Genomic DNA, 15179 nt, shown 5'->3' with positions numbered 1-15179 from the left:
CGATCAGTCCTGCGCCAGCGCCGCTGTTATCGCAGCTTGCGCCAGCGGCTCCATCACGGCGTAGCCTGCCCGCGTCGGATGCACGCCATCGTTGGCATAGGCCGGGTCGAACGCATTATCGGGCGCTTTCAACGGCGTGAAGTAATCCACGAAGATCACGCCCTTTTCCTCGGCCAGCAGGGCAAGCCGGGCATTCAGCGCAGGCACCACGGGCCGCGTATCGAACTCGGGCCGCGGCAACAGGCGCGACATCGGCGGCATGGCGGCGAGGATCACCGCAATGTCGTTCGCCTGGGCAATGGCGATCATCGAGGCGATCGTGCCGAGATATTCGTCTTCGGTGATCGCCCCGGTCGCCCCACCGATATCGTTGGTACCCGCCAGGATATGCACGGCCTGCGGCTTCAGCGCGACCACGTCCTGCCAGAAGCGCGCCAGCATCTGCGGGCTGCTCTGGCCGCTGATCCCGCGCCCGACATAGCCGTTGTCGGCGAAGAACGAAGGGTCCGCCTCGACCCAGCCCTCGGTGATCGAATCACCCATGAACACCACGCGCGGCCTGACATTGCGCTCGGCCAGATCGGCATTGGCGTCGCGGTAGCGGCAGCGGAACGGCCAGTCGGTGGCAAACTGCTCGGCCTGCCGGGCGCGGAAGGCCATGGCCACTTCGCTGTCGCCGGAGAAGAAGGCGGCGGCCTGCTCGGACAGCGCGTCGAGATCCTGCGGGCGCGTTTCGAACTGCCGGTCGAGCACCTCCTGCGGGCGAGGCTGCGGCAAGGGGCACTGGATCGCGGTGCCGTTCACCGCGTCGAAGGTCCGCCCCAAGGCCTGCGTTGGCGCAACGTCCTGCGCCACTGCCGCCCCTGCCAGAGCCATCATCGCCCCCGCAGCCATTGTCGCCAGAACCCAGATCGTCATGCCATCCTCCCGCATCAGACGATGCGAACATAGACAATCGCCAGCTTTGAGCAATCGTTTGCAGCCCCTGCTCGGCTTGGCTAGACCATCGCCACTGGGAGAGACGAATGAGACACGTGCGCTTTATCACCTTGCTTGTGCTGGCCCTGCTCGGCGCACCGCTCCATGCCACCGAAGCCGAGCGCTGGGTGGAAAGCTGGGGCACGGCCCTGCCGTTGCAGCCGCCCCCGCCCTCGCCTTTCGGTGACGGGCCGCCCCCCGGCCCGCCACCCGCGCCGCCGAAAGACGCGCCTCCGCCGCCCAATCCGCGCCTGCCCTATCCCGCAACGCTCGATAACCAGACCGTGCGCATGACCCTGCGCACCACTATTGGCGGCGAACGCCTGCGGCTCGAATTCGCCAACCGCAACGGAGCACAGCCAGTGCGTCTCGGCGCGGTCCATGTCGCCATCGCCGGAAGCGACGGCCAGATCGATGAAAGCACCGACCGGGTCGTGACCTTCGGCAGCGCGGACGAGATCGTCCTCCAACCCGGCACCCGCATGGTGAGCGATCCCGTTGACCTGCCCGTTCCGCCGCTCACAGAGCTGGCGGTCTCGATCTATCTGCCCGACACCACGCCCACCGAAACCGTCGATGAGATCGGCCTCGCGCCGACCTACATCGCGCAAGGCAACCTTGTGGCAAGCACGTCGCTTCCCGATCCGCAAATTGCCTCATCGTACTTCTGGCTGCGCGGGCTTGCCGTCGATGCCGACGCGCAGGACGGCGGGGCGATCATAGCCTTCGGGGATTCGATCACCGAAGGCTATGCCACCACGCCCGGCGCCTACCAGAGCTGGCCCGACCTGCTGGCCGAGCGGCTTCAGGCCACCCCCGGCTTCGAAGGCTGGTCGGTCATCAACACCGGCATTTCGGGCAATCGCGTGCTGCGAGCAGGCGCTGGCGATGCCGCCCTTGTGCGCTTCACCGATGACGTGCTCAGCCGCCCCGGCGCGCGCTGGGTGATCGTGCTGGAGGCGATCAACGACATCAACATGTCGATCATGCCCGGAATGCCCGCCACGCAGGCCGCTACCGCGCCCGAGATCATCGCCGGGCTCGACCAGCTTGTCACCCGCGCGCACCTGCATGGCCTCAAGATCGCCGGTGGGACAGTGATGCCGACCAAGGGCCTGTTCTTCTACAGCGAGGAAGGCGAAGCGATGCGCGCCGAGATCAACCACTGGATCCGCACCAGCGGTCGCTTCGATGCCGTGATCGACTTCGACGCCGCCACCCGCGACCCGGCCGATCCGCTCCGGATCAACCCCGCGTTCGACCCCGGCGACCACGTCCACCCCAACGATGCCGGTAACGCGGCCATGGCGCAGGCCGTCGATCTTGCTATCTTCAAGTCGGAGTAATGATTCTCCAGGGTAAGAATCGAAGGGTGGTGAGGAATGCGCAGATCGACGGTTTTGCTTGGCTCGGCACTGGCATTGATCGCGGCGGGGGCAGCGGCGCATAACGGGGAACACGGCGGCAGCGGCCCCTATGCTGCGATCAGCGAGGTCGACCCGTCACTGCCCGGCCATGTCATCTTCCGTCCCGCCACCTTGCCGCGCCCCACCGCGCAGCCGCTCGGGGTGCTGGTGTGGGGCAACGGCGCTTGCAGCGACAACCCGGCCCCGCACGCCGCGCACCTGCTGGAGATCGCCAGCCACGGCTATCTGGTGATCGCCTCGGGCTACGAACCCGAAGAGGCCGAGCGGCGCGCGCAGGCCCGCCCGCCGCGCAAGGAGGGCGAACTCCCCACCCAGCCCACCACCGCGCAGGACATGATCGACGGGATCGACTGGGCCTTCGCGCAAAACGGCATGGCGAGCAGCAAATATCGCGGACTGCTCGATCTGTCTGCCGTGGCTGCGGCGGGGCATAGCTGTGGCGGCATTCAGGCGCTCGAAGTCGGCACCGATCCGCGCGTCCAGACCGTGATCGGCAACAACACCGGCATTCTCGCCGATGGCGATCCGCGCATTCCCGGCATGATGCTGGAGAAGGCGCATCTCGCAAAGCTCACCCACCCGATCCTCTATGTGCAGGGCGGCGAGGAGGACATCGCCTATGCCAACGGCATGGACGACTACCGCCGGATCGACCACGTGCCCGCCGCCATCGTCAACCTGCCGGTTGGCCACGGCGGCACCTTCGGCGAACCTTATGGCGGCGCGGCGGCCAGTATCTCGGTCGACTGGCTCGACTGGCGCCTGCGCGGCGACGAGGCCGCGGGGCGGACCTTCGTCGGCGCGAACTGCCGCCTGTGCCTCGTTCCGGGCTGGGACTACGAAAGCAAGGGCTTCTAGAGGCTAACACCTTGCTCCCTTCCCCAAGGGGAAGGGCTTTGCAGGTCGATGCTATGTCATCCCGCTTTAGCTGCGGCAGGAGAAGCTGGCGGCGAGCTCCGGGTCGCCGCCTTCGTAGCGCGCCACCTGCGGATAGGGGCACAGCGGGCGCGAGATGCCGGGCATGGTCTTGCCCGTGGCGATCACGCGGTTGGGCGCTTGCCCGCGCTCGACCCAGTCGGTGATGGCATCGAGCATCTCGAACGTATCGGTCGCCTCGCCGCCGCCGCAGTGGAGCATTCCCGGCACGGCGAACAGCCGGACGGAATCGCGCGCCGCCTCGCCGGTGGCAGCGACCATGGCGTCGTACCAGCGGGCGATGTGGGGCGTAGACATGCCTTGGTCCGACAGGCCGTTGTAGACGATCATCTTGCCGCGCCGCACAAAGGTGGAAAGGAACGGGCTGTCGCCATCGCCGATGCCGCCCTGATAGCGCAGCCGATCTAGCATGGCATCGACGCTATAGGGCGTGAGCGGGTTCCATTCCGGCTCAGGCGGGGTCAGCTGCAAATAGCGGAACTGGCCGAGGCCGAGGGTGGAATCCGCAGAATTGGGTTCGCCCGTCTGCGAGGTGCCGAGCCGCATCCCGCGCCATGCGCCCGAGGCAATACCGGTGTCGTAAGTGAACGGGCCGTAGACATGCTTTCCGGCGCTGGTCATCGGCCCCTGCATCAGATCGTGCAGCACGCCGACCTGATCGGCGCTCAGGCATTGCGCGGTCTTTGCGCCGGTGCAGGTCAGTTCGCGCGGGTGGAAGGCGCAGCCCTGCCAGTCGTTGATCATGCCGTCGGCCAGCCCGTCGAGCGCATCGCACTGCGCGAGCACCCGGCTCCGCACTAGGCCGAGATCGGCCTCGCTGAAGGCGCGGGCATAGATCGGGCGGCCTGCCTCGTCGCGCGGGGCGATGCGGGCCAGCACTTGCATGTTCCACACTTCGCCCAGCGCGATGCGCGAGAAGCTCATGGCCGGATCGCCCGCCACGATCCCGTCGAATTCGAGCGGCAAACGCTGCGAGGCAACCAGCGCCTGTCGCCCGCCGTTCGAACAGCCGAGGAAGTAAGAATAGTCGGGCGTCGCGCCGTAATAGGCATGCACCAGCCGCTTGGCCTGCGCGGTCACCTTGTCGAGCGCGTTGTAGGCGTAGTCCACCCGCGCTTGCTGATCGAGGCCGAAGCTTGCGTCGATAATCGAGCCGGTATGCCCGCTGTCGGTGGAGACCACCGCGAAGCCGCGCGCCAGCGCCGATGGCTTGGCGGAATTGGCGACAGTGCCGACGGCAGGCATGACCTGCCCATCGAGGCCCGCCCCACCCTGAAACAGGAACCGGCCGTTCCAGTCGCTTGGCAGGCGCATCTCGAAGCCGATCCCGAACTCGCGCTCGCCCACGCCGACGCGCCGGTCGATTGTGCCGCGAACGAGGCAATGCTCGGGCAGTTGCGCGGGATCCGCGCCGGGAGCCGCCGGTCCGGGGCCTGCGGAGACGAGTTCGGCAGCGGAAAAAGCAAGACCATCCGCAGCGGCATCGGCGAGCGCCGTACACCGTGCCATCGTCTCGCTCGCAGCGATCCGCTCGTCCGCGCGGGCATCCTCCGATGCTCCGAGCAATGGGACAGCGGCAAACCCAGTTGCGGCCATAGCTCCAAGCCCCAGCCAGACACGCATGGTCATCCGATCCTCACCCCTTGTTTTGCCCTTCGATCGCGGTGAATCATATGTACAGACATCGTTATTATAGAAAAGCATCAAAGGGTGTCGGCGGTTCAAGTCCTCCAACTCGTTCAGCGAGGGTGTGGGGACAAAACCAGTCAAACCAGCCTGCATCCCCGCGCTGCCACCTGACGCGGGATTGCATGACTTGTACCCCACGTTGGGCTAGTTTCCGGCCATGCAATTGCGGACTATCCTCACGCTCGCCGTCCCATCGCAAACCCTGGCGAGCATCGGCGCTCTGGCCCTGCTCGCCAGCTGTCAGGGAGGTGAGGAAACAGCGCCACGCGCACACGAACTGAGCCTTGCCAATGCCGACCCCGCCGCCTTCGCCGCCTGGCACGGCGGGCGCGGAGACGAGGCCGCAATTTACCTGCAGGCGCTCGATCCGGCTGGTCGGCCCGACGGCTCTCCAAGGCGGATCAGCCCACCGGGATTTGACGCCTACGAGCCTGATCTGATCGCCGTGGATGGCGGGCTGGTGGTCGCCTGGTATGGCCGCGACCGGGAGAGCGGACGCCTTCAGGCCTGGTTGGCCGGGCTTGACCTTTCGGGCACCCGGCAATGGCTCGTCCCGTTGCAGGATGGCGGCAAGGCGAAAAATCCGGTGGTGCGCCACATGGGCGAAGCCCTGCATGTCGCGTGGCTCTCGCAGGACGATACGGGGGCGATGCGCGTCATGCATCGACGGTTCGGCGTCGATGGACGCCCGCTTGGCGCGCCCCGGCAGATTGCCCGCGCCGATCACGATACGTGGAACCTCAATGCCGCGGTGCTGGGCGAACGGTTCTTCGTCATCTACGATGCTGCGCTCGATGACGGCAGCGACGAAGCGCGGCTGGCCATGGTCGAGGGCGACGACGCCAAAGCCATCACGCTGACGCCGCCCGATGGCCACGCCTCGCTGTACCCCGACCTGCAATTCGGGCCCGATGGCACGGCTGCACTGACCTGGTTCGATGAGCGCGACGGCAATCAGGAAGTCTACCTCCAGCTGTTCGCGCTGCGCGATGGCGAGCTTTCGCCGATAAGCGAGGCCCGACGCATCACCCATGGGCCAGCCCAGTCCATCGGCGCCTATCTCACCTGGAATGGCCCGAGGCTCGGTCTTGCCTGGAGCGACGATGACAACGGCCAGCGCGATATTTTCCTGCAGACCTTCGACAGCAAGGGCAAGCCGCTCTCGCCGCCGCGCAACCTCAGCCAGAGCGCGGAAAACTCCTCGGTCCCCGCCATCCGCGCCTATCGCGAGGGGTTTCTCCTCGCATGGAACGACTACGTGATGACCGAAGGTGGCGGCCACGACACTGTCACCAGTTCAACCGCGCATTTCGCGCTATCAGGCAGAAGCGAGTGAGCCTCGGCCACGCCGCCGATCGGTGAACTGCCAGCCAAGCAACACGATCAGGAACAGCGCCAGAGCCCCGGCAAGATCACGCAGCGAAATCGCCGCAACCACAGGCTCCTTCAGCAATGGAATTTCGCGCCTTGTGATCTCCTCCGACATGAGTTGACCGGTCAGCGCAGGTTGCCCGGCGGGGGCTGCATCGCCCGTTGCAGGCGGGGCAGTCGGCCCGCCCGATGCAGCGCGCGACGTGGGTGCCCTCACCGGCTCGGTGCCTTCCCCCCTTGCCTCGCGCGCTGCGTCGTTCGGCCGCGTGGAGGACGGCAGGCGCGAGACCAGTTCGCGCCGCTCGGCCCGTTCGGCTTCGGCACGCGCATCGTTGCTGGCGACAAAGGCCTCCAACTCGCGGGCGGCCTCGCTGATCGTGCGGCCCATGGCGGTCTCGAAGGCCCCCTTGGTGCGCGCGATCAGATCGGCCGGAAGGCCCGTCCGCTCCGCCTCGGCATAGACATATTCGAGCATCCGCCCGTTGCCGCAGGACACCGCCGTGCAGTTCACCCCGTGCTCGGCCACGTTCTCCAGATATTCGCGCACCAGCGTCGCGCGGGTCTCCTCATCGGCGTTCCAGTAGTCCTTGCGGATCGTCTCGATCATTCGTGCGGTGATGTCCTGATAGGCATAGGGCGAATTTGCGTCGAACCACTGCTTCATGCCGAGGTTCTGGCGGTCGAGCACATAGGTTTCGTAGGTCTGGTTCCACATCGAATCGTCAATGATTTCGGTGGTGGTCGCCTCCCAGCCCCACAGATATTCGACGAATTCGCGCATCGCCCCGGCCCCGGCATAGCCCTCGGCCTGCATCCCCTCGATCCACTTCGGGTTGACGTAGCGCGAGCGGAACTCGCGGCCAATGAACTGTTCAAGCCCGATCATCGCCGGATTGCCCGGATCGCGGGTGTCGGTGATGACCAGTTCGGGGTCGGCCCCGTCGATGCTGCGGATCGCCGAGGAGAGCCCCCCCATGTACATATACATGTCGTCGTTATCGAGCGTGCCATAGAGCATGGTCGAGTTCGAGTGGACGACCTTCTCAGTGCCCGAGAGGTTCAGCGCAAACACATCGGGCATCGGCTGGCCCCAGTAACCGTTGCCATAGGCGTGGCCCATCTTGCGGATATATTCGTTGGCGAAGCCGGCGTCGCTGTCCCACGATCCGCTGGTGGCGACGATGTCGGAGGTGTTGAGGTTGAAGGTGCCGGGCGGCTCGTCGAAGATACGCACGCCCGCCATCTGGTCGGCCTCGGCCTCGGGCACGCCGCTGGCGATCAGCGCCTGCTTGATCTCGATATAGTGCTGGCGGATCTGGTTGTCGGGCTCGTCGAGCACGCGCACCGCCTGCACCGCCTTGTCCATCAGCCGGGTCAGCCCGCCGAACAGGCCCGAAGCGGTCGAGGCGATCACGATATCGACGCGCGGTCGGCCCAGCTCCTCGCGCGGGATCACTTTCACGTCCACCACCCGCCCGCGCGCATCCCACACGGGCCGCGTCCCCAGCATGTAGAAGATCTGGCTTTCGAGCACGCCCTCGTGGCGCATTGTCTCGTCGCCCCAGATCACGAACGAGATTTTCTCCGGGTAGCGTCCGTGCTTCGCGACGTGATCGTCAAGCATCTGCTGCGCGAGCGTGCTGCCCATCTCCCAGGCGGCGGGCTTGGGGATCTTGTCGGGGTCGATGCCGTAGAAGTTCGCGCCGGTGGGATAGCTGTCGGGGTTGCGCACCGGCTCACCGCCCTTGCCTGCGGGCACGAACCGCCCGCCAAGCGCCAGCATCAGCCCGTCCAGCTCGCGCGGGCCCGAGGCGAGAATGCGCTGCTCCATCTCCTCGCCGAGCAGGTTCACCGCCTCGGGCAGTGCCGAGCGGTCGATGCTGAGGATCGCTTCCACCGTGCTGTCCACCGCCTCGGGCGCAGGGGTGCGGCCGAAGGCGTGGAGGCCATAGGGAATGATCTGGCCGCGCAGCGCGATCATGTAATCCTCCACCCGGTGCAGTTCCTCGTCGGACCACGATGATGCCGGATCGAGATCGAGATCCTTGGCGATGCCCAGCTCCACCGCCAGATCGCGCGCCTGCCGGGCGTAGATCGCGGCCAGTTCGGGGTTCTTGCTCTCGTTCTGGATGTGGTCGTTCATCAGCTCGCTCAGGCGGGCGAGGTCTTCGGTGAGGCCGCCGCGCACGAAGGGCGGCACCATGTGATCGACCAGCGTCGCCATCCCGCGCCGCCGCGCGACCAGCCCTTCGCCGACCACGTCGACGTTGTAGATATAGGCGTCGGGCAGATCGCCGATCATGGCATCGGGAGCATCGTCGGGGCCAAGCCCCGCATCGCGCCCGTCGAGCCATTCGAGCGTGCCGTGGGTGCCGACATGGACCACAGCATGGGCATCGAATGTCTCGCGCACCCAGGCATAGGCGGCGAGATACTGGTGGCTCGGCGCGAGGTTCTGCGCGTGGTAGAGCATTTCGAGGTCTTCGCCCCAGGCGCGCGAAGGCTGCGGCATCAGGCGGATATTGCCGTATTCGAGCGCGGGGACGATCAGGTTGACCTCCTCGCCGCGATGCTCGGTCATCAGCATGCTGTCGGCCGGATCGCCCCAGTCGGCCAGCATCTTTTCGCGCAGTGACGGATCGAGCGCATCGAGCCAGGCCCGATACTGCGCCAGCGGCACCCGCTGCGCGCCGCCCAGCGCGATCAGCTCGGCCAGTTCACCCGGCGCATCGCTGCCCACGTTGCGTGCGCGGCTGGTGATGTCGGCGAGGATCGCCTCGGCGCTCGGGGGTTCGCCGCCGATGTCGTAGCCTTCCTCGGACAGGCGCTGCATAATCCGTTCAAGCGATTCCGCCACGTTGAGATAGCTTGCGGCGATGCCCGCCCGGCCCGGCGGGTAGCTGTAGTACATGATCGCCAGGCGCTTATCCGCATTGGCGGTGCGGGAGAGGTCGGCGTAGTTGAGCGCACGGCGCACCGCCATGTCGACCCGCTCGGCGATAGGTCTGGTGACGACCGAGGTCAGCCCGGTCGCCGGATCGTTCACCCGCTCCTTCGTGCCCACCACCGTGGGCGCAACGGTGCCTGCCAGCTCGGGCGAGGCGAGGTTGAAGGTGCCCTCGAAGGCCGAAAGCCCGGTCGGCGAATTGCGCCAGTCCTCCTCGCTGCGGCCATAGAGGCTGATGAGGTTGATGACCGGAATGCCGACCTCTTCAAGCAGCTTTGCCGCCTCGGCATCGTTGAACTGGAACGACAGCCCCAGCCCGACATCGGCGCGCGCAGTGTCACCCGTGCCGAGCAGTTCGCGGAAGGCCACGGCGCCGGGATAGCCGAAGATCGGCACCGCCTCGGCCCCTCGCGCCTCGACCTCGGCTATCAGCGCGTCGATCAGCACCATGTCGCCGGAATAGTAGTTCGCCTTGAAGAAGCCGATCGCCACCCGCGGCGCGCCTTGCTTCAGCTTGCCGTGCTCGGCCCGCCATTGCTGGAAGGCATCCCAGTCGGCAAACACGCGGCCCGTGCCGCCATCGGGATAGTAGTAGCCAAAATCGAGCGAGAGCTGCGGCTCGGGCAGCTCCAGCCCCTCGACCCCCGCGCGCTGCAAGGCGAGCTTGAGCAGGCCGAGCTGGTTCGAGAGCCCGCCATGCTCCCAGTAGGCCCGTGCGCGGGCATCCCATTCGACGCCCAGTTCGGTGTAGTGCCCCTCGCCCTGAAGCCCCACGCCCACCCCGAGAACGCGGCCCGTTTCGGCCAGCAGGTCGGCCTTGTTCTGCTCGTCGAACTGATCGAGCATCTGCTGGTTCATGACGTCGAACACCAGCACGTCGTTCTGCCGGAAGGCAGCGGCATCGGTGTCGGAAAACGAGCTTTCGGTGAGAATGCGCACTTCGATCCGGTCCCTGAGGTCCGGCCGCTCCGCGAACAGCGCGCGCAGCGCGGCGACGGTGCCCGGTGTCTGCCCATCCGAAAACAGGTAGCCGAGCCGGATCACCTCCGGCTCGTCCTGCGCGGCCAGCGCGGCGGGCAGGGCCAGCAGCGCCCACAGCAGGAAGAAGGACTTAAGGAGCCTGCTCACTGCCTGCCGCCGTCTCGGGGTTTTCCGCCTCAGGGGTTTCGCCGTCGGGCACGTAGATGATCTGGCCGTTCGCGAGCCGGTAGGCCGAGCCGAGCCGCTCGCCGTCGCCCGAGCCTTCCTCGCCGGTGACTTTGTAAGCGGTGATCGTCTCACCTTCCTTGACCACGATCTCCTGCATCCCGTTTGCGTCGGTCTTGATCATGGTGACGGTGCCCTCGCCGCTCATCAGATCGCCCATGTTGTAGACCGAGAACAACGTGATCATCAGCCCGACGATGAACACGATCGAAGCGTCGAACAGGTTGGCGACGCCCGCCAGCGGATCTTCCTCGGCGGGCTCATCGGGGGCGGCAAGCTTGATGAAGCGGCCCATCAGCGGTTCTCCAGCTCGGCGGCGGCGACTTCGGCGAGATAGCGCTGCTCGCGGATCGAGGCGCTGACCCAGCCCTGCCGCAGCGCCACGAGGCCATAGGCGACCGTGCCGGTGGCAAGTCCGATGATCGTGCTGGTGAAGGCCACCACCATCTGCCCCGCCATCGCGCCGAGGTTGCCGCCCGCCATGGCCGCAAGCGAGGTGCCCATCGGGATCAGCGTGCCGATCAGGCCGAGGCTGGGCCCGATCTTCACCAGCGCGCGCGGCCCGTCGAGACCGTGGCGCAGCTTCTCCTCATATTCGGCGACCACGTTTTCGAGCCCGCCATGGTGCAATGCCTGATGGGCATCGAGCGCCTGAATATCGACCAGCATCGCGCCCAGGCTGCCGGGAAGCTCGGCCCGGCGCGCGGGATCGGCATCGAGCACCCGGTCCTGTTGCAGCCACTGCTTGATATCGAACCCGGCGCGCTGCTTGCGGCGCCTGACGGCGACCACGAGATAGCTCGCCGCATAGAACAGCGTTGCCGCCACGCAGATCCACAGCAGGATGAACACCGGCAGGCGCAACACCTGACCGAGGGCGAACAGGCCCTGTTCCAGCACGTCTCCAAAATTCATCGGCTTGCCCACAATCCTCTCACCAGTCCGGCCACAATGGCCAGCCCCACAATTGCCAGCGCCCAGACCGGCGGCTCCAATGCACCGGCAGCCTTGGCACCTTCCCCCAGCATTCCAGCTGCTTGCCAGCCGTATATGAGATCGCCCGAAAGGCCGACCACCGGCAGCATCAGGGCCACGCCCACCAGCAGATGCTCGTCACGCGGGCTGGCCCTGGCTGAGCCGGACTGCAAGCCGAAGGCCGCCAGCAAGGCAGCGAAGGTCACCATCGCTGCCGGCCACGGCTCAATCCCTGCCGCCGCGACAAGGGAGGCAGCCAGTCCGGCGCTGATCCCCGCCAGCAACGGCCCGCTTCGTTTGCCGCCACCGGCGATCAGGCGCGCCATCGCCCCGATCGTGACCAGCACCGCGATCCAGTTCGGCTGCGGCGCGAGCCACAGCGCAGCGGGCAGCACCAGCGCAAAGCCTGCCGCTGCCCACAGCGCCGAGCGAACCGTGCGCCCGCCGTCGCGCAGATGGATCGCTGCCGCCAGCAGGGCGAGCAGCCAGATCAGCGGGATGGTATAGGGAAGCATCACCGGACCTCTCTCCGACTGCGCGCAGGCCGCCGCTTGCTCTTCAACCACATCACCACGCCCGCAATGGTCGTCGCCGAAATCAGCAGGCCGAACAGGCTGATCGCCAGCTTGTAGACCCCGCCGAACATCTCGCCGGTGTGCAGCAGCCGCAGCACCTTATCGAAAGTATCGGCGGAGGTCTCGCCATAGGGATGGCGGAACGCGATGAGCCGCCCCGAAGCCTGATCGAACCATACCGCGGTCGAACCGTTCCCGGTCGGCCCATCGAGGCTGGTGCGCGCGTAGTAGCCAATGACATGGGCATAGGGCCGGAAGCTCAGCGCCTCGGGCCCGCGAATGGTGAAGCCGCGCGCCTCGGCCTGCTCGCGCATCAGCCGCGCGCCGACCTGTTCGGCCTGCTCGGCAGACATCGCCGCGCCCGGATCGGGGGCGGGATTGTCGACCGGCGCGAACAGCCCCTTCCCGCCCAGCATCGCCTGCACCGGCTGATGCACCGCATCGAGGTTGAAGGCGACCGCCGACCAGGTGAAGACCACGGTGAACGGCAGCAGCCACAGGCCGGTCGCGCGATGAAAGTCGTACAGGCGCACCTTGCGCGCGCCCTTGCGCCGCAAGCGCCATGCCCCCGCCCAGTCGCGCCAGAAGGTCGGGCTTCCCTTGCGCGGGCCCTTGCGCGGGAAAGTCAGCACCAGCCCCGCCAGCGACAGCAGCAGCCACGCCAGCGCCGCCACACCAAGCAGCAGTCGTCCGGTCTGTCCGGCGGCAAGGCTGTAATGCAGCGAGACGAGGAACGGGGCGATATTGATCGGGCCGTCTGCAAGCTCGGCGAAGTTCACCCGCGCGCGGATCTCGCCGGTGTAGGGGTCGAGAAAGAACTGCCGAAACGGCAGCGGGGGTTCGCCGCTTGGGGCGCTGACGAAGACCGAATGGGCATGATCCGAGGCGGGCACGAGCTGGATAAAGCCAACCTCGCCGCCCGTTTCCGCCTCGACGATGCGCTTCAGCTCCAGCCCGGACAGGACGCGCGCGCCCGGCTCGGGCGGCGCAGCGTCCCATACCTCGCCCGCCACCAGCGAACGGATCTGGTCCTGATAGGGAATGATCGCCCCGGTGAGCCCGGTGATGATCACCGCCAGAGCGACGATCACCCCGGTCCACCGGTGCGCGATCAACAGGGCCTTGCGCATCTAGCGAGCGAGCCGCTTCACAGCCGCACCCGCACCCCGCCGTAGATCATCCGCGGCATCGCGCCGTAGTTGAGTATGGTCTGGTAGTCCTCGTCGAACAGGTTTTCGACGCGGGCATAGATCTCGACCGCATCGTTGATCGGGTAAGATGTACGCAGGTCGACCGTGGTGTAGCCGGGCACCACCACGGTGTTGGCCGCATCGTTGAAGTGGTCGCCCACCACGCTCACCGTGGTCGCGAGGTTCAGTCCGAACGGCGCGGTATAGCTGGCGGTGGCGTTGAAGGTGTCCTTCGCCCGGCGGGTCAGCTGCTTGCCCTTGTTGGGATCGCCCGGGGTGGCGTACTGCGCATCGAGATAGGTATAGTTGGCCGAGAGGCTGAGGCCGCCCAGCTCAAGCCCAGCCCCCAGCTCGACACCCTCGGCATCGACCAGTCCCTGATTGGCGTAAATGCCGTAGAGGTTGGGATCGGAGGCGCAGCGCGGATTATCGGGGATCGCACCGCAACCGACATAGGAGACGAGGTTCTCGGTCTCACGGTTGAAATAGACCGCCGAGAGCCGGAACAAATCGCCGAACATCTGCTCACCGCCCACTTCCCAGCTCTTGGACTCTTCGGGCCGAAGATCGGGCGTGCCGTAGCCGGGGGCATAGAGCTGGAACAGGCCGGGAGCCTTGAACCCTTCCGAATAGCTGGCGCGCAACACGGTCTCGCCATCGTTGGGCGTATAGGCAACCGATGCCGCGCCCACCGTGGCCCCGCCGAAGTTGCTGTGGTCCTCATGACGCAGGCCGCCGGTAAGCGTCAGCCCCTTGACCGGCTCGACCGTGACATTGCCGTAAAAGCCCAGCGTGTTGTCGCCCACGCTGACCGTCGCCGAGGAACCGTCGAACTCGTTTTCTGCATATTCGACGCCGAAGACCACGAAGCTACCCGCCGCCAGGTCGAAGGTGCCCTGATATTCGAACCGGTCGCTGCGTCCATGGCCGTCGAAGGTCTGCACCGGCTTGATCGGATTGGTCTCGTCGAGGTTGATCCGGTTGATCTCGGTGCGGCCATAGGAAACGCGGTTGGAGAGCCGGTCGAACAGGCGGAAGTTGACCCCGGCATAGCTGGCCCAGCTATCGTTCAGCCCGCGGTTGGCGCCGTCGCCGTTGAAGCTGTCATATTCGACATCCCCTTCCGCATAATAGGTGCGCAGGTCGAGCGAGACATCGTCGGAAAAGGCATAACCGATCCGGCCATTGAGCGAGCTGTTCTTGTAGCCGTCGCGCTCGGTGCCCGCGGCAAAGGCCGAGACGCCGTCCGAGGTCGAATGGCTGGCACCGGCATTCCAGGTCAGCCCGCCGCTCTTGCCGCCCACCGAACCGTTGACGAGATAGCTGTTCAGCTCGCCCGCTTCGGCCTGGAACCGGGCTTCGAACGGCTCGCTCGGCTGCTTCGAGATGATGTTGATCACGCCGCCGATGGCCTGACTGCCGTAGAGCACCGACTGGGTGCCGCGCAGGATCTCGATCCGGCCCAGGCCGCTGGTGGTGACATCGCTGAGCGTCGCGCCGCCGTCGGTGCTCGACGGGTCGTGCAGGCGCACGCCGTCGTAGAGGATCAGCGTCTGGCCGCTGTCGGCCCCGCGGATGAACACCGAAGTCACCGTGCCCGGCCCGCCGTTGCGGCGGAACTGCACGCCGGGGGTCAGCGCGATCAGCTCGGTCACGCCGATCTTCTGGCTGGCCTCGATCTGCGCCTCGGTCAGCACGGTCACACTCTGACCGACCTGATCGAGCGAAACCGGCGTGCGGTTCGCAGTGACGACGATGCGCTCGTCGTTCTGGTCGGGGGCTGCGCCGACATCCTCGCTGGCCTGTGCCGTAGCAGGCAGCAGCAGGGAAAAGGCGCACAGCGGCGCAAGGGTGAAGGACTTCCTCATGACAACTCTTTTTCTGT

The 15179-nt window shown here is 66.5% G+C and carries 11 protein-coding genes; 3 read left to right on the top strand and 8 right to left on the bottom strand.

The window, feature by feature from the left end; all coding sequences use genetic code 11:
* Positions 1-3 precede the first annotated feature (3 nt).
* The gene (locus D2V17_RS10410) at positions 4-918 is read right to left on the bottom strand and encodes a GDSL-type esterase/lipase family protein (protein ID WP_191229154.1); all 915 of its coding nucleotides are present in this window, start codon (positions 916-918) and stop codon (positions 4-6) included.
* Positions 919-1025: 107 nt separating this feature from the next.
* On the opposite strand from D2V17_RS10410, the gene D2V17_RS10405 reads away from it, so the two are divergent.
* On the top strand, positions 1026-2324 hold the full coding sequence (locus D2V17_RS10405) for an SGNH/GDSL hydrolase family protein (RefSeq protein WP_119592909.1): 1299 nt from the start codon (positions 1026-1028) through the stop codon (positions 2322-2324).
* A 36-nt stretch (positions 2325-2360) separates the two neighbouring features.
* Positions 2361-3263 (top strand): alpha/beta hydrolase, encoded by a 903-nt coding sequence (locus D2V17_RS10400; RefSeq protein WP_245978665.1) that lies wholly within the window; start codon positions 2361-2363, stop codon positions 3261-3263.
* Between the two features lie 66 nt (positions 3264-3329).
* On the opposite strand, the gene D2V17_RS10395 is transcribed toward D2V17_RS10400, so the two are convergent.
* A complete protein-coding gene (locus D2V17_RS10395; RefSeq protein ID WP_220474104.1) occupies positions 3330-4907 on the bottom strand; it encodes a tannase/feruloyl esterase family alpha/beta hydrolase in 1578 nt (525 codons plus the stop codon).
* Positions 4908-5187: 280 nt separating this feature from the next.
* Here D2V17_RS10395 and D2V17_RS10390 point away from each other — a divergent pair, with 280 nt between their 5' ends.
* On the top strand, positions 5188-6366 hold the full coding sequence (locus tag D2V17_RS10390) for a hypothetical protein (RefSeq protein WP_147367353.1): 1179 nt from the start codon (positions 5188-5190) through the stop codon (positions 6364-6366).
* Here the strand turns inward: D2V17_RS10390 and D2V17_RS10385 are convergent.
* The 6 genes from D2V17_RS10385 to D2V17_RS10360 are packed head-to-tail and all read right to left on the bottom strand — an operon-like array spanning position 6349 to position 15162.
* Entirely contained in the window at positions 6349-10476 is a 4128-nt protein-coding gene (locus D2V17_RS10385) for a cobaltochelatase subunit CobN (protein ID WP_119592906.1), read from the bottom strand. The genes D2V17_RS10390 and D2V17_RS10385 overlap by 18 nt on opposite strands.
* Positions 10460-10849, bottom strand: a complete 390-nt coding sequence (locus D2V17_RS10380; protein WP_119592905.1) for a DUF2149 domain-containing protein — start codon at positions 10847-10849, stop codon at positions 10460-10462. Before D2V17_RS10380 ends, D2V17_RS10385 begins: the two co-directional genes overlap by 17 nt.
* Positions 10849-11469, bottom strand: coding sequence for a MotA/TolQ/ExbB proton channel family protein (locus tag D2V17_RS10375; protein WP_147367351.1), 621 nt, complete (start codon positions 11467-11469; stop codon positions 10849-10851). Before D2V17_RS10375 ends, D2V17_RS10380 begins: the two co-directional genes overlap by 1 nt.
* Positions 11466-12044: a hypothetical protein gene (locus tag D2V17_RS10370; RefSeq protein WP_119592903.1), complete on the bottom strand. Its 579-nt coding sequence runs from the start codon at positions 12042-12044 to the stop codon at positions 11466-11468. Before D2V17_RS10370 ends, D2V17_RS10375 begins: the two co-directional genes overlap by 4 nt.
* On the bottom strand, positions 12044-13234 hold the full coding sequence (locus D2V17_RS10365) for a PepSY-associated TM helix domain-containing protein (protein WP_119592902.1): 1191 nt from the start codon (positions 13232-13234) through the stop codon (positions 12044-12046). Before D2V17_RS10365 ends, D2V17_RS10370 begins: the two co-directional genes overlap by 1 nt.
* A gap of 17 nt (positions 13235-13251) precedes the next feature.
* The gene (locus D2V17_RS10360) at positions 13252-15162 is read right to left on the bottom strand and encodes a TonB-dependent receptor plug domain-containing protein (RefSeq protein ID WP_119592901.1); all 1911 of its coding nucleotides are present in this window, start codon (positions 15160-15162) and stop codon (positions 13252-13254) included.
* Between the last annotated feature and the right edge of the window lie 17 nt (positions 15163-15179).

It is taken from the genome of Aurantiacibacter xanthus (genome assembly GCF_003584015.1).
In the GTDB taxonomy this organism is placed as follows: Bacteria; Pseudomonadota; Alphaproteobacteria; order Sphingomonadales; family Sphingomonadaceae; genus Alteraurantiacibacter; species Alteraurantiacibacter xanthus.
This window is presented reverse-complemented; position numbering and strand designations above follow the sequence as displayed.

Excerpts from the sequence above, each read along its gene's own strand:
- D2V17_RS10410 (WP_191229154.1), bottom strand. The coding sequence starts at position 918 with ATGACGATCTGGGTTCTGGCGACAATGGCTGCGGGGGCGATGATGGCT.
- D2V17_RS10405 (WP_119592909.1), top strand. The coding sequence starts at position 1,026 with ATGAGACACGTGCGCTTTATCACCTTGCTTGTGCTGGCCCTGCTCGGC.
- D2V17_RS10400 (WP_245978665.1), top strand. The coding sequence starts at position 2,361 with ATGCGCAGATCGACGGTTTTGCTTGGCTCGGCACTGGCATTGATCGCG.
- D2V17_RS10390 (WP_147367353.1), top strand. The coding sequence starts at position 5,188 with ATGCAATTGCGGACTATCCTCACGCTCGCCGTCCCATCGCAAACCCTG.
- D2V17_RS10380 (WP_119592905.1), bottom strand. The coding sequence starts at position 10,849 with ATGGGCCGCTTCATCAAGCTTGCCGCCCCCGATGAGCCCGCCGAGGAA.
- D2V17_RS10375 (WP_147367351.1), bottom strand. The coding sequence starts at position 11,469 with ATGAATTTTGGAGACGTGCTGGAACAGGGCCTGTTCGCCCTCGGTCAG.
- D2V17_RS10370 (WP_119592903.1), bottom strand. The coding sequence starts at position 12,044 with ATGCTTCCCTATACCATCCCGCTGATCTGGCTGCTCGCCCTGCTGGCG.
- D2V17_RS10365 (WP_119592902.1), bottom strand. The coding sequence starts at position 13,234 with ATGCGCAAGGCCCTGTTGATCGCGCACCGGTGGACCGGGGTGATCGTC.
- D2V17_RS10360 (WP_119592901.1), bottom strand. The coding sequence starts at position 15,162 with ATGAGGAAGTCCTTCACCCTTGCGCCGCTGTGCGCCTTTTCCCTGCTG.